Origin of the sequence: Paenibacillus amylolyticus (genome assembly GCF_047302515.1) — a bacterium.
GTDB classification, from domain to species: Bacteria; Bacillota; Bacilli; order Paenibacillales; family Paenibacillaceae; genus Paenibacillus; species Paenibacillus amylolyticus_G.
This window is the reverse complement of record NZ_CP168019.1, coordinates 2,042,984-2,064,308: the sequence shown is the minus strand read 5'-3', so window position 1 is coordinate 2,064,308 and position 21,325 is coordinate 2,042,984. Positions and strand designations below refer to the sequence as shown.

Below are 21,325 nucleotides of genomic sequence, written 5' to 3'. Positions count from 1 at the left end.
GGTGACGACAAACACGAAAATTCAAACGTACAATGCCAAGATCGTAAAGAGGACATCTACATTATGGGCTTTGATTAAACGAGACTGGTTCCTTTATCTGCTACTAGTTCCCTTTTTATTATGGTATGTCATGTTTGCATTCAAGCCGATGTACGGCATACAGATTGCATTCAAGGACTATAGCATATTCAGAGGAATTCAGGGTAGCGAATGGGTAGGTCTTCAACACTTTCAAGAATTTTTAAAAAGTGAATATTTCTACAGGGTGTTAAAGAATACACTGATTATCAGCTTGTACGCATTGCTATTTGTATTTCCAGCACCAATTATTTTTGCTCTACTTCTCAATGAGGTCAAGAGTTCCAAATTCAAAAAAGTTGTGCAAACGTTTACTTATATGCCCCACTTTATATCGGTTGTTATCGTAGCGGGAATTGTTACTAATTTCCTGGCTCCCGGAAACGGTATAGTCAACCTGATTATTGAGAAGTTTGGTGGAGATAAAATTTACTTCCTGGCTGATGCGAGTTTCTTCCGAACCATACTGAACTCCATGAACATTTGGCAGGGTACCGGGTTTGCGGCCATCATTTATATTGCTGCGTTATCTGGTGTTAATTCGGAACTGTATGAAGCTGCTGTTATTGATGGAGCAAGCAAATGGAAACGTACACTTCACGTTACGATCCCAGGAATCCTTCCAACGATCATGATCATGCTCATACTGCAGATCGGTAGCTTGCTCGAAGTAGGGTATGAAGCCATAATTCTTCTCTACCAACCGGTAACTTACGCAACTGCGGATGTTATTAGTACCTATGTCTATCGTGAAGGTATCGTAAACGGAAGGTATGATATGGCGGCAGCTGTCGGACTGTTTAACTCGGTTGTTGGATTTATTCTGATCATTGCAGCAAATAAACTAAGCAAGAAATATACAGAATCTGGACTATGGTAGGTGATAGCTTATGATGGAGAGTCGTGGAGAAAAAGTATTCTATGTATTCAACTATATTATTCTGGGTTTGTTCGCCTGTCTGACCCTGTATCCGTTCTTGTATGTCCTGTCTGCGTCTATAAGTTCCCCACAGGCAGTAGTGTCAGGAGAGGTTCTTCTGTTTCCAAAAGGAATTACGTGGGAAGCTTATACTTCAGTGCTGGGTGAGAAAGGGATTTGGACCGGTTACGGCAATACGATTTTTTACACGGTTGTCGGCACATTAACAAGTATGATTTTAACGATCTGTGGTGCATATCCACTGGCGAAGAAAAGGTTGAAAGGCCGGACAACGATTAATTTGATCATTTCTTTCACACTGATTTTCAATGCTGGTATGATTCCGATGTACCTGAACTTCCAGAGTCTTGGTTTGCTAGATAATCGATTTGGCATAATTATCGGGTTTGCGATAAGTACATTTAACTTTGTTATTCTGCGTACATTCTTTCAATCTCTTCCTGAAGAGATCGAAGAGGCGGCACGCATTGATGGTGCGGGAGATATAGGTGTGATGATGCGTATTGTCATTCCACTTTCGAAAGCTCCGCTGGCTACAATTGGTTTGTTTTACGCCGTAAGTAGATGGAACGGTTACTTCTGGTCAATGATCATGCTGCGCGATGAAAGCAAGTTTCCGTTACAGGTTTTGCTGAACAGACTTGTTGTACAGATGAAACCATCGGAGAACATGATGAACGATGTATCCTTTACAACTGGAGAAACTGTCATATATGCTACTATCGTGGTTGCCATTATTCCGATTATTGCGGTGTATCCATTTATTCAGAAATATTTTGTTAAGGGTGTCATGATTGGCTCGTTAAAGGGATAAGGAATATCCGAATGTTGTCCCATCCGACTGCATTTTGATATAGAAGTTTGACTATCACAGAGGGGGCATTTGTGTGAAAAAGAAAGCAGCATTATTAATGGCATCTCTATTGTTGAGTGCATCCGTACTCGGAGCGTGTAGCTCAGACAAAACCGGGAGCAATACTCAAACTCCATCCCAAAGTTCATCAAGCCAAGAATCGGCAAATCTGAGCATCTTCTATTTTGATGATGCGGGTGTAGTCAAGATGGACTCACCTGTTCTGAAAAAAGCTGCTGAGCTCACCGGGGTAACCTTGAACAACGTGGCTTCTGCTGGCGGAGAAGAGAAGCAGGCCTATAACCTGATGCTAGCTTCTGGAACACTGCCGGATATCGTTAGTTATTACACGGCGGACCTGAACTCTATAGGAGCCGAGGGTGCATTGGAACCACTGAATGACTATATCGATAAACTGGCGCCCAACTTCAAAAAGTTCCTTGATGAACATGAAGAAGTGAGAAAAACAATTACCGCTGCTGACGGAAATATATATGCTATTCCTTTTGTTGCTGATGGTAGCGCTTCCACCGGTTGGTTTATCCGTCAGGATTGGCTGGACAAATTAAAGCTGGAAACACCGAAAACAGTGGACGAATATTACGAGGTATTGAAAGCCTTCCGTGATCAGGACCCGAACGGAAACGGGAAGAAGGATGAAGTACCTTTCATGCAGCGGGACAATGTAGTCGGAGCGTATAGCTTGTTACCTCTATGGGATGCCTATCATTCTTTCTACATTAAAGATGGAAAAATCGTATATGGCCCTTATGAGGATCAATTCAAAACAGGGATCGAGAACATTGCCAAGTGGTATAAAGAGGGCTTGATCGATAAGGAGATCTATACTCGCTCCAAAGCACGGGAGGTTTTGCTGGGCAACAATACCGCAGGTTCCACACATGACTGGTTTGCGAGTACAGCCAACTTTAATCAATCTCTGAGCAAAGATGTTCCAAATCTCGACTTTATCCCGTTTGCTCCGCCTGCAAGTATTTCTGGAAATGTGTATGAAGTAGGCAAGCGTGCTCAGCTTAGCGGATTCGGTTGGGGCGTTACGGCACAAAGCAAGCATATCGAAGATGCAGTAAAATATTTTGACTTTTGGTGGAGTGAAGAAGGACGTCGATTGTTCAACTTTGGGATTGAAGGCAAGTCCTACACCATGGTTGATGGCAAGCCGAAATTCACAGAGGAAGTCTTAAGCCAACCGGCGGTTAATGGCTATTTGGTAGAAGCCTTTGGCGCACAATTGCCGAAAATGGGGGCATGGCAGGACTTCTCTTATGAAGAACAATGGACGAATGAAATTGCTTTGAAAGGCATTAAGGAATACCAGGATAAAAACATCATCTCTGATAACTATGTACTGCCAACGTTGAACTTCACAAAAGAGGAGCAAAAACGTCTAGATGCGTTGAAAGGCCAGATTGATACGTATTTTGCAGAGAAAGCGCAGACCTGGGTCATGGGTGGTGAAAATGTGGAGGCCGGATTTGAGGCGTACAAAACTCAACTGAAAAATCTCGGTGTAGAAGAATATATCCAAATCTACAACGATGCTTACGCTCGTTACCTAAGTATCCAATAGTGACATAACAGTGTAGCAGCAATGGAGAAGCCAACAGGCTTCTCTATTGCTATATATTCTTATGCGGTTAGTACGGTATACTATGAATTATTGATTATCGGGAGAATGAATATGAAAAAATGGCTATATTCAACTACATTCCGAGAGCGCATACAATTATCACTAATTTTGTTTACGATGATTGCTGTAGTTGTCTGCGGAGGAACATCTTATCTTATTGCCTCCCGGGTACTGGAGAACAAATCGTATTCCCTTAATCAGGGGATTATCGATAAATCAGCGCAATCTTTGGAGGAAAAACTGCGCAAAATTCGGCTTGCCGTGCTGACTTTTATGTCCAGCGATCAGTTTAATCAGTTGCTTAAGGAGACGGCAAAGGGCGGTGAACTCAGCTATTATGATCATTTCAAGTTGAATCAGTCTCTACAAACGCCTATTTTTCAAATGAAGCTCATTGAGCCGGGTATCACGTCCATCTTGGTTAACACTCCTGTTGGCGAGTACTTTTCTAACCCAGATAATCGCACTGGGGGAATTCCATTCTCAGAGAGCAACGTATATCCTTTTTTAGAAAAGGGACATCTTCCAGGATGGGTGGAATCACATCCAGATGATCTGTTTAGAACTGGTCAGAACGTACTCAGTTTGATGTTTGTGCCTATCGTACAGAATGCACCGGCAGATACACATATAGTCGTTGATGTGAGTGAGAGTGCCTTGAAGGAGTACTTGCTCAAAAACAGTGGAGATGCCATTCCTGTTGTATTTACCGAGAACGGAAAACTAGCATTTGAAGCCGATTCCCTCTCCAGTCAACTGGCATCCGACTCTGATTTCAGAAGCCGATTGAAGGATAATAAGGGACATTTTGAATATACAGTCAACCATATTCGTTATCTGGTGAATTATTCCACAGTGGCTTTTCCGGATAACTGGTTAATTGTGCATCTTACTGAACGAAATGTGCTTTTAAAAGATGTACGTTTGATTCAACTCGTCACGATCAGTGTCATCGTTATATTCGGTCTATTGGCATTGCTGGTATCACGAAAATTAACAAGTTTACTACTGCGTCCATTAAATCAGTTACAATCCGTCATGAAGAAAGTCGAGCATAACGATTGGTCTGTTCGATTTCAAGGCGAATACAAAGATGAGTTCACTCATGTCGGCTTCAGGTTTAACAGCATGCTGGATCAGATTGAACTTCTTACCAGGGAGCGAATGGATGCACAACATGCCGAACGAATCGCCGAGATGAAGGCGTTGCAGGCTCAGATGAATCCGCATTTTTTGTATAATACGTTAAATACCATTCTGTGGAAATCTCACTCCAACAAACAAGAAGAAGTCCGAGAAATGATTATGTCCTTATCGGCTCTGTTCCGTGTGGGATTAAACAACGGTGAAGAGCTCACAACGGTGGGGAAGGAGCTGGAGCACGTAACCCAGTATTTGAAGATTCAAAAGCTATGTTATGCGAGCCTGTTTGAATACACGATTGAATGTGATGAGGAGATTAAGCAGCTTTCCACGCTAAAATTGTTGTTGCAACCGTTGGTAGAAAACAGCATCCTGCATGGTTTCAAAGACTATCGAAATGAGGGACAGATTCATATTAGGGTTAAGGTAGTCAATAAGTTCCTGCAGATGAAAGTGATTGATAATGGTCAAGGCTTCGACGTTCAGGAGCATGAGGCAGATAATCCGCATTTGGTTGTGTCGGATTGTGAAGGGTTCGCGCTCAGAAATATTGGTAAACGGCTTTCCTTGTACTATGGAAGCAGAGCAGAATTCAATGTAACCAGTACACCATATATACAAACTAGCATCGAAATTCTCATTCCGCTTGAAATCGAGGGGGCATCTTAAGATGAAGCACACATTTTCATTGGTCATTGTCGATGATATTCCTGCTGTCGTTGATGGTATTGCACATGACTTGCCTTGGGACGATTATGCCATAGAAGTAGTGGGTACCGCGTATGATGGTCTGGATGGATTAAAGCTCATTCAAGAGAAACAACCCGATATTATCGTTACAGATATCCGGATGCCGAAACTGAGCGGCATTGAAATGATTGAGCAGGCGAAACAATCCGGTGCGAAGCTTATTTTTATTAGTGGATATTCGGACTTTAGCTACGCACAGCAAGTACTCAATCTTGGCGGGTTTGATTATATTTTGAAACCTTTTACACCGAATGAATTGTTGGAGACCATATGCAGAGCCAAGGTGCAGCTGGAAAAAGAAAAAGAAAGTCGTCATCATCTCATGGATGTGGAACGGAAATTGCGCGAGAGTATGCCCTTGTTGAGGCAGGAGTACCTGAATCTACTGGTGCGTTATTCTTCCCATCCGGAAACGGTGAAGGAGAAGTGGGATTTTCTGAACGTCAACATGAATGACCATTATTTCACGGTATTTACCGTGGAGATGGATAATTATTACACGAATAAGGCCGGTGTAAGTGATGTTGAATTACAGCGATTCTCATTACAGAATATTTTGGAGGAGACGATTCGTACATTTACCGGGGCCGTTGTGTTCAGGGACGATATTAACCGTTTCGTATGTATTGTGAACGATCGTGCGGATGCAGACAATGAGGAAATGCTGAAAATCGCTGAAGCCTGCCGAGAGAATGTGGAGAGATACACGCGTTACTCTATATCCATTGGCGTCGGCACCAAGGTCGAGCATATTCACGAATTACCCATCACGTATCAGCAGGCCATGTATGCCTTGTCCTATAACTTCTACACTGGAGGTAACAGTGTATTCGCTTATCCAATCTATGCTGAGAATCACGCGACTTATGTGAAATTTTCGTCGGAAAAAGAGCGTGAGTTGGTATACTTGCTTCGTTCCGGGGCCACGAGCAAAATTAATGAGGTACTGGATGGCATTTTTAGTGAATGGAAAGACAGTCAGGCCATGCCTACACCCGATAAAGTCAAAATGTTCTGGATTGAGTTAATGGTCAACGTTCGTAATGCCATCAACGAAGATCTGGAGTTTGTAGAACCACATTTCTTCGATCGCAAGATTCATAAGCTGACATATGATACAGATTCACTGACCGAGTTACAGTCCATCGTGGCCGAAATTTGTCATATGTATTGTGAGAACATAGGCAAGAAGCAGAAAGAGACTGCACATGTGGTCATTAATGAATCTATCGCCTATATTCGAGAACATCTGCACCTGAATGCATCCGTAGCGGATTATGCCAAACAGGTACACCTAAGTACCAGCTATTACTCCAACCTGTTCAAAAAAGTAACCAACCAATCGGTATTGCAATTTGTGGTGCAAGAACGAATTGAGAAGGCAAAAATTTTGATTTTACAGGGAATAACGCTTCAAGAAGTCGCCATGGAAGTTGGATACGAAGAACGATCGTATTTCAGCGACGTCTTTAAGAAAAAAGTAGGCATGACACCTTCCGAGTTTAAGAAGCAATATCAAAATTAACCATTGGAATCATACAATATCATAAAAAGGCAGAACACTAGGGAGAAATTCCAACTCCTGGCGTTCTGCCTTTTTTGGAATTCAGTTGTTTTTGGGTACCATTGCAAGTGGATTTTGGCTTCTCATGCCACTGGAAAATATATAGGATACACATAGATAAGGTTTTTGCGAGGAAGTGAAAGATGCAAAATGCTGAGATACCCTAGTTTAGCTCAAGCATTTATAAAATTTTGTTGAAAACGCTTTACTTTTTAACTGAAATGTGAAATCGCTAGTTGATCTCATAGAACATATAGAGAGGAATGTTGATATGCTGGACATTACAAAACATTGGGAAGATCCAACCACTCTACACGTAAATCGGGAGACAGCAAGAGCCTACTACATCCCGTATCATGATGCTGTGAGTGCCAAGACACGAAAGAGGGGCAAGTCACCCTATTTCCAGACGTTGAACGGCCAATGGAAATTTCAGTTTCATGCCAGTGTCGCTCAGGTCCATGAAGCTTTTTATCAAAAGAAGTTTGATGTTAAAGAGTGGGACAATCTAACAGTCCCTTCCTGTTGGCAAGTAAACGGATACGATCAGCTTCAGTATATTAATTATAACTATCCGATTTCGTGTGATCCGCCATTCGTACCCAATGATAATCCGGCAGGTCTGTATGTTCGGGATTTTGAAATATCTTCAGAATGGGATACAAAAGAAAGGTTCGTTGTTTTTGAAGGTGTGAATTCCTGTTTCTATCTTTGGGTCAATGGTCAATACGTAGGTTATAGTCAGGGCAGTCGGATACCGGCAGAATTTAATCTAACCGAATATCTTCAGCCTGGATTAAACCGTATGGCCTTGATGGTACTCAAATGGTGTGATGGAACCTATATTGAAGATCAGGATATGTGGCGTTATTCAGGGATATATCGGGATGTATACCTATTGGCACGGGACAAAGCACATATTCGTGATGTTTTTCATAAACAGCAATTTGCAGCAGCGGGTAATCAAGTCACGCTGGTGTCCGAGATTGAAACCACAGGCCGCTTGTACGTGAAGGCTGAACTTAAAGATGCCTCAGGCAGGCTGGTTGCAGCAGCCGATGGTGTAATTGAAGACAAAGGTGCGTTAAAACTGGAAGTGGAGAAACCTGGGATGTGGAGTGCAGAGAATCCGGTCCTGTACGATTTATATTTGACAGCAGGGGATGAAGTGATTCTCTCTTCTGTAGGTTTTCGAACGGTAGATGTGCATGAAGGCGTATTCCGGATCAATGGCAAAGCAGTCAAGCTCAAGGGAGTCAATCGGCATGATTCCCACCCGGAGCTGGGGCAGACCATTCCGATGGAAGCGATGATCGAGGATATCAAATTAATGAAGCAATACAATATCAACACGATTCGGACGGCTCACTATCCCAATGACCCACGTTTCCTGGAATTGTGCAATGAGTTCGGTATGTATGTCATTGATGAAGCGGATCTGGAATGCCATGGCATTGGCCAAGCAGGTAATTTCAAAGATGGCTGTTACCAACAATTCTCAGCTGATCCAACATGGAAAGAAGCATTCATAGAACGGGCGGTTCGCATGGTAGAGCGTGACAAGAATCAGGCCTCAGTCATCATGTGGTCACTGGGTAATGAATCAGGCTATCACGACAATCATATCGCTATGGCCGAATGGATTCGAAGCCGCGATGAGTCCAGACTGGTGCATTACGAAGGAACCGCTGCGCAATTTGGAGGACATCCCAATACCCAATCACTGGATGTAGAAAGCAAGATGTACTTTACCTACGATGAAGTACGTAAATATATCGAAGATGAGACCAACCACAAGCCGTTGTTCCTATGCGAATACAGCCATGCCATGGGTAACAGTTGTGGGGATCTTGGGGATTATTGGGATCTCATCTATGCATACCCGCAGCTCATGGGCGGATGTATATGGGAATGGACGGATCATGGAATCGCGTCCAAGACGGCAGAGGGTCAATCTTACTATGCTTATGGCGGAGACTTCGGAGATTCTCCCCATGATAGCAACTTCTGTATCGACGGGCTGGTCTCACCAGACCGGAAGCCGCACTCGGGTTTGATTGAGCTGAAGCAAATCCATGCCCCGATTCATGTAGAAGCTATAGATCTGTCGCAGGGATCTTTCAGCGTGATCAATCGTCACGACTTTGTAGACCTGTCTCATATTGGACTACACTGGAAAATCACATCGGATGGCGTTACTGTACAGCAGGGACAGATTTGGCAGCTTGAAGCACAAGCCGGAAGTGAGCAGCGTATTTCGCTTCCGTATGACTTTACCGCATTGAACGGTCAGGCGGCGGAGCTGACCCTGTCCTTCTGGAACAATAAGGAGACCACTTGGGCGAGTATGGGGTATGAGGTCGCTTTTGCCCAGTTCATCATCCATGAAACTCAATCCCTTGCCCGAATGCAGGATGAGATTACGACCAAACCCATAGCTTATCGCCATGTTCATGCGGATGAGCATCAAGGAACATTAGTGATGACAGGTCACGGATATCGATATGAATTTAATTTGGATCAAGGGGCATTTGCAAGTATTACACGGGAAGGGCTGGAGATGCTTGCGAAACCGCTTCGTTTCCACATTTGGCGTGCACCGATTGATAACGATACCTATATTCTGGGCAAATGGCGTGAAGAAGGGTATGACCGTGCCAAAACGAAAATATATGGAACGACTTGGGAGCAAACGGAAAACGGTGTGTCCCTAAGCGTAAAATACTCTATAGGCGCTTCAGATCGGTATCCCATTCTGCATGGTGAGGCGATCTGGAATGTGCAACACAACGGTGTAATCCAATTGCAAACCCGTGTGAATGTACGTGAGAATTTCCCTTATCTGCCGAGGTTCGGACTGGAATGGATCATGCCTTCCGGGAATGAGGAAGTTGAATATTACGGGTATGGACCACATGAAAGCTATCTGGATAAACATCGGAGCGCACGCAGAGGCAGGTATCTTACACGCGTACATGATCTCTTCGAGGATGATTATGTAATGCCACAGGAGAATGGGTCTCGCTTTGGAACGGAATGGGCGATGGTTACAAATTTGCTCGGTATGGGTATGAAATTTGCTTCTTCCCAGCCCTTCTCTTTCAATGCATCACACTATACGCCCGAAGATCTGGCTGCTGCTTCACATACGTATGATCTTAAACCGAGACAGGAAACGGTCGTTCAGCTGGATTATAAAATGAGTGGCGTGGGTTCATCGTCCGTTGGTCCGCAATTGCTGGATGCTTATCAACTGGTTGACAAAGCATTTACTTTTGAGCTATGGCTGAAGCCGATCTTCAAAGAGGATGAATAGAAATAATGGATACAGAATTTGGAGAGGAGCTTGAATATGATGGTCAGAGGCAACGCCAAGAGTAATCACTCCGCGATATGGTTCGACGAGCCAGCGAAAGAATGGAACGAGTGTTTGCCCATTGGTAACGGTACGTTGGGGGGAATGGTCTATGGCGGTATAACTAAGGAAGTTATTCAATTGAATGAGGATAGCTTATGGTATGGCGGGCCTACGGATCGGAACAATCCGGATGCTGCTGCACATCTGGGAAATATTCGGGACTTACTTATGGAGGGGCATCTTCAGGAAGCTGAACGTCTTGCATTGCTTGCCCTTTCGGGAGTTCCTGAATCCCAGCGTCACTATCTGCCTTTGGGTGACCTGACGTTAACCTTTCGAAATGCATTGCCAGGGAAGATTAATGCACCTCAGTCTTACCGCCGTGAGTTGAATCTGGAGGAAGGACATGTTGCGGTAACTTATATTCAGAACGGAATATCACATCGGCGGGAAATATTCACTAGTTATCCTGACAATGCAATGATGATTCATCTGACAGCTGAACAGCCAGGAAGCATCCATGTGGATGTGCAGCTGTCCGGAGGTGTACGCAAACGTCATATGGATGGAATGATTCGCCTAAGAGACAACTCTATGGCGATGCATGGAAGTACAGGCGGGGGCGGAGTCAACTACGCGGCAGCCATACAGGTACAGACGGTTGGAGGTTCGGTACAGATCCTGGGGGAAACCTTGCTGGTGAAAGACGCGGATGAAGTCTTCATATCACTTACCGCGGCAACATCATTTCGCTACGATCAACCGCTAGAGGAATGTGATACGCGTCTGCTACAGCTTACTAAGTATTCCATAGATACGTTAAAAGAACGGCATCGGAAGGATTATCAGGCATTATACCATCGGATGTCACTCCAGTTAGGTCCAGTAGATAAGGAATTGGAGCATCTGCCTGCCAACGCACGACTGGAACGTGTACAGGCGGGAGAATCGGATCATGGGTTGGTGGGTCTGTATTTTCAATTCGGTCGCTATCTTCTCGTAGCGAGCAGTCGGCCCGGATCATTGCCCGCCAACTTGCAGGGTATATGGAATGAACATCTTACGCCGCCATGGGACAGTAAGTATACGATAAATATCAATACCCAGATGAACTATTGGCCAGCCGAATTATGCAACCTGTCTGAATGCCATGAACCTCTGTTCGATCTGATTGAACGGATGCGAGAGCCAGGGCGACACACGGCCAAAGTCATGTATGGATGTGAAGGGTTTGTCGCCCATCATAATACGGATATCTGGGCAGACACCGCTCCACAGGATACGTACATGCCAGCTACACATTGGCCGATGGGAGCGGCCTGGCTATGTCTTCATATGTGGGAGCATTATCTGTACAGTGGCGATTTGCCATTTCTGGGACGGGCTTATGAAACGATGAAGGAGTCTGCTGTCTTTTTCCTCGACTATCTGAGTGAACTTCCGGATGGGAGACTGGTGACGAGTCCGTCTGTTTCTCCGGAAAATACCTACATGCTCCCGAGTGGGGAAAAGGGGACGTTATGTTACGGTCCGGCCATGGACAACCAGATTCTACACGAGTTATTTACAGGTTGTATCGAGGCATCGATTCAATTGAACAAGGATCAGGAGTTCCGAAATCAGCTGGTTTCGGTACGAGATCGCCTTCCCGGGATCGAGATCGGGAAGCATGGACAGATCATGGAATGGCTGGAGGATCACGAGGAAGCAGAACCGGGACACCGCCATATGTCTCATCTGTTTGCCCTGTATCCTGGTAATCGTATTACACCTACGAATACGCCGGAGCTAAGTCGTGCTGCACGTGTAACACTCGAACGTCGTCTGGAGAACGGAGGAGGTCACACCGGGTGGAGCCGGGCATGGTTGATTAATTTCTGGGCCCGGTTGCTTGATGGAGAACAAGTCTATCAAAACCTGATATCTCTGTTAAAACACTCTACGTTACCGAATCTGCTGGATAATCATCCGCCATTCCAGATTGATGGCAATTTTGGTGCGACAGCAGGTATTGCTGAAGCGTTATTGCAAAGTCACACCGGAACGTTGTCGATTCTCCCGGCTCTGCCTCCGGCGTGGTCTGAGGGGAAAGTAAAGGGGATGAAAGCGCGTGGTGGCTATATCGTGGATATCGAATGGTTTGCAGACGGACGACTGGTTGCCTGCATTACCGCTACACAGACCGGGATGGGCAGTATTCTGGCACAGCAGATCAACGAGATCCGACAGCAGGGAGCTGGTACTAACCTGTCCGACGATATAAACACAAACGGCGAGCCGATAACGTTGGAACTGGAAGCAGGATACACTTATGAGCTGTTCGGTAGATATCGTATCTGATTACATTGGCCAATACGCATGGTTACAATACGAAAACGAATAGATAACGGAGGGATAAGAATGAATATTAATTTTCAGGGAAAATCAAAACCATTGAATCATATATGGTCTGCGTGTGTTGGGGCAGGCAGAGCCAATGAAGGGCTTCGTGCAGACTGGCAGAGCCACTTGTCCAAGGCAGTGAAGCATGGGGGATTCCGATACTTACGATTCCATGGTTTGCTTCACGATGATATGCATGTATACAAAATCGTTGATGGACAGGAAGTTTTCAATTTCCAGTATGTTGACGCACTTTTTGATGCGATGCTGGATCAGGGGATTCGTCCTTTTGTTGAATTTGGCTTTATGCCAAACGATCTAGCGTCCACGGAACGAACTCAATTTTGGTGGAAGGGTAATATTTCACCTCCGAATGATTATGCCAAATGGGCAAACTTAATCTCAAAACTGGTTGAACACTGGATCCAGCGATATGGTCTGGAGGAAGTTAAGAACTGGTACTTCGAGGTCTGGAACGAGCCGAACCTGAGTGCATTCTGGGATGGAACGAAGGAGCAATATTTCAAGTTGTATCAAGTGTCTGTGGCTGCAATCAAGGCTATCGATGACCGTCTTCGCGTCGGTGGACCGGCTACGAGCAATTTTGTTCCGGATGCAAGGTTTGATGGTGAGTTAGAAGACATCTCCACCCATTTAACACTGGTAACGGAAGAATTAGACTCGCTGGAATGGAAAGGGGTATGGATTGAGGAATTCCTCGCTTTTTGTGAGCGAAAGAAACTGCCCATTGATTTTATATCAACTCATCCATACCCGACAGACTTTGCCCTGGATGGGCACGGTGAGTTTCAAGGAAGATCCAGACATGCCAGTTCTACTAAAGACGATATTGAATGGCTGAAACGTGTGATCGCAAGCAGCGCTTATCCAGATATCGAAATCCATCTCACCGAATGGAGCAGCAGTCCTTCTTCGCGAGATTATAGTCATGACTATTTGCCCGCAGCCGCGTATGTGGTCAAGACGAATCTTGAAGTGTCTGACCTGATCGACTCCTTGTCTTACTGGGTATTCACAGATGTCTTTGAAGAAGTTGGCGCAGGGCCGGCGGCTTTTCATGGCGGATTCGGAATGCTGAACCTGCAAGGTATACCGAAACCAACCTTCCATGCTTATTCCTTTCTGAATCAACTTGGAGAGCATGAACTTGCACGAAGTGAAGGTACGGTGATTACTCGCACAGATAACGGAGAACTTCGCGGGTTGTTTTACAACTATCCCGAAGACTATAAAGGGACGGTACCCATGTCCGTATATCCTGATCAGACCGTAGCGCAAACAGCACAGTCCTTCGGCATCAGCAGAACGTTCAATCTGGTCGTGGAGCAAGTTACTCCGGGGGGGCAATATGTATTGAGAACCGTCGATCGCGACCATGGCGTTGCGGTGCAGTTGTGGAATGAGATGGGTAGTCCAAACTCCCCGAGCAGAGAGCAGACCGAACAGCTGATTGCCTATGCGGATCAATTGAACGAAAGGAAATTTACGGCTGACAGCAACGGTAGACTAACACTCGATTTTAACATCGGACCTTGGGCTATTGCCTTATTGTCCGAAGAGGTGTAACGGCAAATATGTTTAAGGGAAGGAATTAGTAATCATGGTGAAAACGCAGGAAACCGGCTCTGTGCTGACATTGGCCAAAGATTGGGTAGAACGCGCGGTGGTGGGAACTGAACCGGGACAATATGCTGAAAGCGATTGGAAAACCATTGTCACACTGGTGGAGGCAGAAGAACAAACACAGCGAGACAAATCAACGATCCGGCATCTACTCGATGGAATGGACCAATTCCTGAGCAGGGTACATTGTTCGAACCGAGTCATCAATAAAGAGAATAACCTGCTTGAATATTCAACGTATCGACGAGAGCTTACCCGTCTTGTATTCAAAGCCCGGGCGATACTTTTTATAGACGCAGAGCAATACACAGAAGGGGCAAAGGTAGCCCTGACGGATCAGATTACGCGAGCAGAGGCGGCATTGAATGGGACGTATACGGCACCATTTGTCCGTAATCGCGCTTTTATTGAGCCACGACCGGATGAGGATATACAGGCCGTGACCGAACATTGCACCATGGCACCCAGCTACAACATGGGCACGTATGGGCTCAGACCTGCTATAGAATGGTACACATATCAGCATATTATGGCAGACTGTTATGAGACGGAGAAGGTATATGCTTCTTCCATTGGATGTGTAAACGAGAGTACAGCAGATCTGTCACAGGGTGACCTCCCAGCTGTAGAATTGGAGTCATGCAGCATAGCCTATTTGACATTCGATTTGCCTTCTCTAGGTCAACGTAGGCTTCGTCATGCCCGTCTGCGACTTGTTAATCATCATACCGATGGGAAAAGCGTAGATCTTTATGCCTTAGAACATTCAAATCATCACTTCCAGACACTGGAGCAGTTGACTTACCGCCAAATTGAACGACATCCGAAGATGCAGCCCTCTGCGGATCAGTATCTACGTTCGTTCCAACTAGGCTTCGCTGAAGGTTTCAGTTATGCCGATCTATCCGAGTATGTCATTCGTTCCATGGAGAAGGGAGGAAAGCTGAAGCTGGCACTGACCCTGGGAGAGGGAGAGCTACCTTGCGGATTCTACACCTGTAACCACCCGGAACAACAGAAAAGACCTCTGATTGAACTGTTCTGGGATGAGGTGCAGGAGGATGTTTGGCAGCAAAAAGTAAGAGAAATATGCCAGCGAGCTAAGCAAATCCTGGCGAATGAAAAGCCCGGTAGCGAACTGGGACAGGTTGACCCCGAAGCTTATCAGCAAGTACAGCAGGAATTGTCCAATGCGGAATGCTTAGCCCTCTCACAGCTAAAGACAGAAAAGGTGTCTGAGTCTGGCAGTGCACTGGTTCGTCTTCTCAACGCTATGCGTCATCTTAGGCACAGCCGGGTATTACGAAGCGATTTGCTCGGAAAGTGGAATTTATTTTTTACCACTCAGGGATTGACCAAACTTCGCGAAAAAACGGTACGCAATGACGAACTCGAACGTGAATTTCAGAAGGTCAGAGAATGGTCTGAACGGAGAAGTCTGGCTGATCTGCAATCGTACGCTTCCGTGATGCAGGACGAACCGGACTGGACTTTGCTGAATAAACAATTCGGCTTGTGGACTCGCTCGCGACTGCTTACCTTCACCCCGCCAGAAAATACAGCATCGGCATCTCTTGCCTTCGTTCTTCCTTCAGAAGACAACGAGGAGCATGACAAACTGGGTCATGTCTGGATTGATCGTGTAAGCATTCTGCCTGCACATGATGCCAATTTGGAAATTGAAAATAGTGGATTCAATGAAGGAAACCAGCTTCCGAACCACTGGACGCCCGTGGCAATCAAGGGAAAACCAGTATTGCACTGGGAAGACCGCGGGGAATATGTGCAGGATGGCAGTCATTCCATTTATCTGGAGAACCCGACGTCAGGAGACGAGGGGGCCTGGATTTATGATAAGGATATCCCGCTGCAAGGGGGAGTGAACCATACGCTCACGTATTTTGCAAAGGTCGAAGGAAAGTTCAAAGAGGGTGTTCAGGCTGTGCTCACATTCAAGGATGCTGTCGGCAGAGAAGTGGGTTCTTTCCACGGCATTCATAACAAGAAATCACTACCGGGCAATCCAGAGCTTAGGCTTACGGTATCTTTTCAGGCGGATGCGCTGATATATGCCATGACTGGTGAGCGGAGTTATGCTGAGAAGGTGAAACTCCAGATGTTATGGTTGCTTAATGATTACTGTCAGGGAGTGGAGTCCTGGCTTGTTCACAATGTACGTCCTGACGGGCTGGATGCATACGGTGCAGTACAGATCGGACGTGTCACTACGCTTATTGCCACCTCGTATTCACTGATCCGGGATGCGAATGTATTCTCACAGGAGGAATACGACCGGATGATGGCTCAACTGGATTATCTGATCCGTGATCTGATGGATCTGCGTGATCGAACAGAACTTGGAGCTTATCGCGCCCAGCAGGGAACCAGTAACTGGCATACAGACATGGCGGCAGGAGCGGCGATGCTCGCACTGGCATTTCCGGAGATGCCACATGCAAGACAATGGCTGGATAATGCCAGGTTAATCCTGAAGGGCCAGCTGGACTATCACATTAACGAGGATGGCTCCTGGCCGGAGTCAATCCGTTATCTGTTCGCTGTCATCCAGCGTTATGGTACATTCGCCAAGACACTTCGCCATATGACCGGAGAGAACTGGTTTCAAGGTACTCGATTCAGCAGTACCTTCAAATATGCGTTGTCGGTACAAACGCCGCCCTATGTGTTTTTTGACAACAAAATCAGCACACCTAACTTCGGAGATCACACGCTCGACAACGGAGGCGGCTTCGCCGTTCTTGGTCTGTATGTGGATGAGATCATCTCATCTGATCCAGAACTTGGTGCACAGGTATATGAGACCTGGATAAGAGCTGGAAAGCCGTTATGCGGATTCGGCGTGGAATCGAATATGCTGGAAAACTTCTTCATGCCATCTAGCATCGATACTTTGGCCTCAGATTCAAAAACACTAAATTTGATATCGCAAAGTTTCGAAAATATTGGCTTATATCTTTTCCGCCAGAACTTTAATTGTCCGGATGAAGGGTATCTGTCGGTGATCTCAAGCCGGACACCTGTAGGGCATGGACACCATGACCAAGCTTCCTTTATCTGGTATGTAAATGGGATTCCACTGGTGGTCGATCCGGGGGTAGAAAGTTATTTTGACAGTACATTCGCCTGGTATAAAGGCTCTTCATCCCATAGCGTAGTACAGTTCCGCCACAATGGATACTACGTGGATATGCCTCGGGTGAGCGAAGTCCAGCATCTACTCACATCAGATCTGCTGGATGAAATAACGATACGTATTCAGAGTCCAACAGGAGCAGGCAACCATACTCGTCATATTACATATATGAAAAATGGACTGGATGCTTTGATTTTATGGGATGTGATCCGGAATGCGGAAGAAGGGACGAGAATGAATCTGCCTTTAGCGGCTAAATCAACGTCCATTGAAGGTCAGCGTGCCTTATCCATCGGGCATTATGGTATGGATTTAGAAACAATCAGTCTGCTTCCTCAGTGTGCTGATATCATCCAAGAGTGGGGAAGAAGTTATCCCATTGCACCATTGGTGGAAGGAAAGTCACAGCTGAACTATCTGAGAATAAAAGCTGGACGCAATGAACCACTACTGACTGTTTTATTTGCTCATCCAACAGGTGGCGAAGGCCTGCAAATTAAACCGATTCGGTGCTCGGAAAAGCATGCGTTAGCTTACCAGATCAGGAAATTGGATCGTGTAGAGGCCATATTAGTTGTCAACACGAGTGACGAATGTGTAACAACTGAGCTGAGGTATAAACACACGTTGATGGATACAAGAAATAAGGAGATCATTCCGGATATAAAGGGCCAGATTAGGTTATCGCTCGATGGCGGACAACTGCGCGTATTGATTCCAAATTCTAACACGTAAATTACAATCGCTTAAAACTGAAGTCATGTTAGGCGTAATAAAGCAATCATACAAGAAAGCTATTTTGCAGGACGGAATGTGTCAATTCTGCAAAATAGCCTATGTTATATATTTAAGGTGCATGATGGAAGGATGGATCACGCATGCGCTACAAATATCATATTGGGGTTATTTTCTCCTGTTGATCCAGAGCACCTGTCTATTCCAGCAAAGTTTATTGCATTGTAAACATAATGGTTATCTTACTTTTTGTCTTCGCTTTTATAAATAAAGCTCACAACGTCATACGCAAGCTTGGGCCTGCGATATTCATCCACAAGTCCTTTACTATTCCGTGTGCAGGAGCGAGTCAGCAACCACCCTTCGCCTTCAGTCACTCTGCAATCACTAAATTGCCATATAAACATGCCACAAATATCTGTTGATGCTTGATATGCATTTAAGCAATTGCGCAGGATGTCAGCTTGCCGTTCTTCTGAGCCTTTTTCCCGGTTATTACTTCGAAAGCCATAAAATCCATCTGCACCAAATTCACTCATGATAATGGGTTTGTCTGCGCCACCCAGTTTATTGGCCCACTGAATGGCTTCCAAAGCTAATTCCTCAGGCTTTTCGTCCGTATACCAACCGGGATAAAGATTAAATGATACGATTTCTGCAAGGTCAAAGCACAGTTCCTGATCTCTGTGATGAGATGCAAAAGAACGCGGGCGACTAGGATCTAATTCGCGAATGATGGTCAGTTGTTTGGCATAATGGACTTTGCCTTCCTCCGTATTGCTGGCACATTCATTTAATATAGCCCAAATGATGATGGAGGGATGATTAAAGTGTTGTTCGACCATTTCCCGAGTTACTTGCTCACTCTGCCACGCGAAATTGGGATTACGCATTTGTTCCAGACTCAATCCTCTAGCGTGGTTCTCTTCCCAAATCACAATCCCTCGCTCGTCACATAAATCAAGGAACCTTTCGTCATACGGATAATGACTCGTCCGGACTGCATTGCATCCCATTTCTTCAATTAGATCCAAATCTCTTACCATGAGCGATAAAGGAAATGAGCATCCCACCATGGGATGATCTTCGTGTCGATTAACACCTTTTAGCTTGAGTTTATGCCCATTTAAAAGTAACTGTCCGTTTGAGATAGTAATTTCTCTAAATCCAATCCTGTCCACCAAGTCATCTACTAGTCGTCCATTTGTTATGAGTTTGGTTTGCAACTGGTAGAGACTTGGATGGTCAAGAGACCACTCCAACACATTCGGATACGATACCGTTTGGATAAGTTCTGCTTGTCCCCCAGGCCCTACCTCACAGCTTCCTAGAATAGATTTTATTCCCGCAAGTTCTCCAATAACCTGAACTTGTTGGGGAAATTGGCTGATATTGCGAATCATCACTTTCCATCGTCCATTCCACTGATTTGCTTGCCGTAGGGGAGTAAACATTATATTCTCAATGTACAAATCGCTTATTTCTTCCAAAACAACAGGGCGAATAAGTCCACCATAAGTGTAATAGTCATTAGGGAAATGTAGCGCAGATGCCTCACTAAAGGAGTTGTCAACATACACTAAAATTTCATGTTCTCCAGAAATAGCATTGGGGATTATAACTTCGAATGATGTATAAGCGTTGTAGTGGGTTTTAACAAACTCCCCATTAAAATAGACATGCGCCGTATGACTCACCCCTTTGAATTCCAACCGGATATGGGTCTGACTGGATACCGAAATTACTCTTCGATATACAGCTTTCCCTCTGTAGGTGCCAAAATGAGGGTGACTCTCCCAGCATCCTGGAACAGGTAGCTTAAAAGGAAATTCTTTAGGTCGTTCGCCTATGTTATCTACGGGAGAAAACTCCCACATACCTTCAAGTTCAGTGCTGATCCGAGTATGATGCGTATCAAAAAGTCTAATCATTTTTTAAAATCCTCCCATGTCCAATACAATGTGCGGTAATACATTTAAGTTAACGAATTGGGAAGAGGTTATCCATGGTCAATTCGATCTTAAGCATGTATAAATCGCTCCAAATTTGAGTTTATTTACATCGACAAACAATGTAGGATAGTCTGGGTAGGAGGTTGAACGAAATGTATAATCCCTTAGATTTGGTAGTTCGAATCGTATGGAGCTCACGGAAGCAGACACCGATGGATTGGTCGGATATTCGCAACAATACGTCTGTACACACCTTTTATTGGATTCATGAAGGTAAGGGAATGTTCCAAACTGAAGATCAAACTTACGAGGTACTTCAGGGAATGTTATTTTATATGGAACCTGGCGCACAGATGAAGATGGAAAGTTCTAAGGAGTCGCCTTTGACCATTAGTATGATTTTGTTTGACTGTTGTGCAGTTTCATATCAAACGCCCGAGTGGCAGTTACCTCAACCTATTCATCGGATGGACATTCCATTTTTCAGCAGATATCATTCAGAGCGAGCCTTACGACTAGATCATGCTTTTAATGAAATCACGGAATCCTGGTTATTGGGAAATCACTATCGCGAGATGGAAAGTTGTGCTTTGCTTTTGAAACTACTTGCTATATTGCATCGCCCGGATCATTTTTCTGAACCGGGAAACACAACTTCCATTATTTTTAAGATAAAAGAAGAACTAGAGACACGGTTTGAGGAACAATTATACATCCGAGAAATAGCAAGCAAATATGCCATATCCGAATCTCATCTTCGTAAAATGTTTATGAGTCATATTGGACAATCTCCCAAGGAATACTTAACTGAGGTGAGACTACGTCAGTCTGAACGTTATCTGACTTATACGAACTACACGTTTAAAAGAATCGCAAGACAGTGCGGGTATCATGATGAATATCATTTCAGCAAGGCCTTTCGCAATTGGAAAGGTGTTTCACCATCCACGTTCCGAAAGAATGAGAAAAGTTAGAAACGCAAAATTTTATAGAAGTGAAAAACTTATTTACAGGCGGAATCTCCAGTATCTATATCGCCATGGATACAAAAAGACGTGCATCGGATAACCTTTCCCAATGGGATCAGGGCAACCAATGCACATCTCAGGCGCAAAATACAC

General features: G+C 44.9%; 11 protein-coding genes. 10 read left to right on the top strand and 1 reads right to left on the bottom strand.

All coding sequences use genetic code 11. The features are described from left to right. Nucleotide 1: 1 nt before the first annotated feature. From ACDJ59_RS09075 to ACDJ59_RS09035, 9 genes are all read left to right on the top strand, one after another. The gene (locus tag ACDJ59_RS09075; protein WP_413408481.1) at nucleotides 2–958 is read left to right on the top strand and encodes an ABC transporter permease; all 957 of its coding nucleotides are present in this window, start codon (nucleotides 2–4) and stop codon (nucleotides 956–958) included. Between the two features lie 10 nt (nucleotides 959–968). Further along, nucleotides 969–1,832 (top strand): carbohydrate ABC transporter permease, encoded by an 864-nt coding sequence (locus ACDJ59_RS09070; protein WP_064637980.1) that lies wholly within the window; start codon nucleotides 969–971, stop codon nucleotides 1,830–1,832. Between the two features lie 73 nt (nucleotides 1,833–1,905). Then, on the top strand, nucleotides 1,906–3,462 hold the full coding sequence (locus ACDJ59_RS09065; protein ID WP_413408480.1) for an extracellular solute-binding protein: 1,557 nt from the start codon (nucleotides 1,906–1,908) through the stop codon (nucleotides 3,460–3,462). A gap of 111 nt (nucleotides 3,463–3,573) precedes the next feature. Beyond that, nucleotides 3,574–5,334 carry a sensor histidine kinase gene (locus ACDJ59_RS09060; protein WP_413408479.1) on the top strand — a complete coding sequence of 587 codons (1,761 nt, stop codon included), beginning with the start codon at nucleotides 3,574–3,576 and terminating at the stop codon, nucleotides 5,332–5,334. 1 nt (nucleotide 5,335) lies between these two features. After that, nucleotides 5,336–6,940: a response regulator gene (locus ACDJ59_RS09055; RefSeq protein WP_413408478.1), complete on the top strand. Its 1,605-nt coding sequence runs from the start codon at nucleotides 5,336–5,338 to the stop codon at nucleotides 6,938–6,940. 310 nt (nucleotides 6,941–7,250) lie between these two features. Further along, nucleotides 7,251–10,295, top strand: a complete 3,045-nt coding sequence (locus tag ACDJ59_RS09050) for a glycoside hydrolase family 2 TIM barrel-domain containing protein (protein ID WP_413408477.1) — start codon at nucleotides 7,251–7,253, stop codon at nucleotides 10,293–10,295. Nucleotides 10,296–10,331: 36 nt separating this feature from the next. Further along, nucleotides 10,332–12,677 (top strand): glycosyl hydrolase family 95 catalytic domain-containing protein, encoded by a 2,346-nt coding sequence (locus ACDJ59_RS09045; RefSeq protein WP_413408476.1) that lies wholly within the window; start codon nucleotides 10,332–10,334, stop codon nucleotides 12,675–12,677. Nucleotides 12,678–12,737: 60 nt separating this feature from the next. Next, the gene (locus tag ACDJ59_RS09040) at nucleotides 12,738–14,306 is read left to right on the top strand and encodes a GH39 family glycosyl hydrolase (RefSeq protein WP_413408474.1); all 1,569 of its coding nucleotides are present in this window, start codon (nucleotides 12,738–12,740) and stop codon (nucleotides 14,304–14,306) included. Nucleotides 14,307–14,340: 34 nt separating this feature from the next. Next, a complete protein-coding gene (locus ACDJ59_RS09035) occupies nucleotides 14,341–18,252 on the top strand; it encodes a heparinase II/III family protein (RefSeq protein WP_413408473.1) in 3,912 nt (1,303 codons plus the stop codon). A gap of 242 nt (nucleotides 18,253–18,494) precedes the next feature. Here ACDJ59_RS09035 and ACDJ59_RS09030 read toward each other — a convergent pair whose 3' ends face one another. Further along, the gene (locus ACDJ59_RS09030; RefSeq protein WP_413408471.1) at nucleotides 18,495–20,183 is read right to left on the bottom strand and encodes a glycoside hydrolase family 2 protein; all 1,689 of its coding nucleotides are present in this window, start codon (nucleotides 20,181–20,183) and stop codon (nucleotides 18,495–18,497) included. Nucleotides 20,184–20,356: 173 nt separating this feature from the next. On the opposite strand from ACDJ59_RS09030, the gene ACDJ59_RS09025 reads away from it, so the two are divergent. Next, the gene (locus ACDJ59_RS09025) at nucleotides 20,357–21,178 is read left to right on the top strand and encodes an AraC family transcriptional regulator (protein ID WP_413408470.1); all 822 of its coding nucleotides are present in this window, start codon (nucleotides 20,357–20,359) and stop codon (nucleotides 21,176–21,178) included. Nucleotides 21,179–21,325: the final 147 nt, after the last annotated feature.

Excerpts from the sequence above, each read along its gene's own strand:
- ACDJ59_RS09070 (WP_064637980.1), top strand. The coding sequence starts at position 969 with ATGATGGAGAGTCGTGGAGAAAAAGTATTCTATGTATTCAACTATATT.
- ACDJ59_RS09060 (WP_413408479.1), top strand. The coding sequence starts at position 3,574 with ATGAAAAAATGGCTATATTCAACTACATTCCGAGAGCGCATACAATTA.
- ACDJ59_RS09055 (WP_413408478.1), top strand. The coding sequence starts at position 5,336 with ATGAAGCACACATTTTCATTGGTCATTGTCGATGATATTCCTGCTGTC.
- ACDJ59_RS09050 (WP_413408477.1), top strand. The coding sequence starts at position 7,251 with ATGCTGGACATTACAAAACATTGGGAAGATCCAACCACTCTACACGTA.
- ACDJ59_RS09045 (WP_413408476.1), top strand. The coding sequence starts at position 10,332 with ATGATGGTCAGAGGCAACGCCAAGAGTAATCACTCCGCGATATGGTTC.
- ACDJ59_RS09040 (WP_413408474.1), top strand. The coding sequence starts at position 12,738 with ATGAATATTAATTTTCAGGGAAAATCAAAACCATTGAATCATATATGG.
- ACDJ59_RS09035 (WP_413408473.1), top strand. The coding sequence starts at position 14,341 with ATGGTGAAAACGCAGGAAACCGGCTCTGTGCTGACATTGGCCAAAGAT.
- ACDJ59_RS09030 (WP_413408471.1), bottom strand. The coding sequence starts at position 20,183 with ATGATTAGACTTTTTGATACGCATCATACTCGGATCAGCACTGAACTT.
- ACDJ59_RS09025 (WP_413408470.1), top strand. The coding sequence starts at position 20,357 with ATGTATAATCCCTTAGATTTGGTAGTTCGAATCGTATGGAGCTCACGG.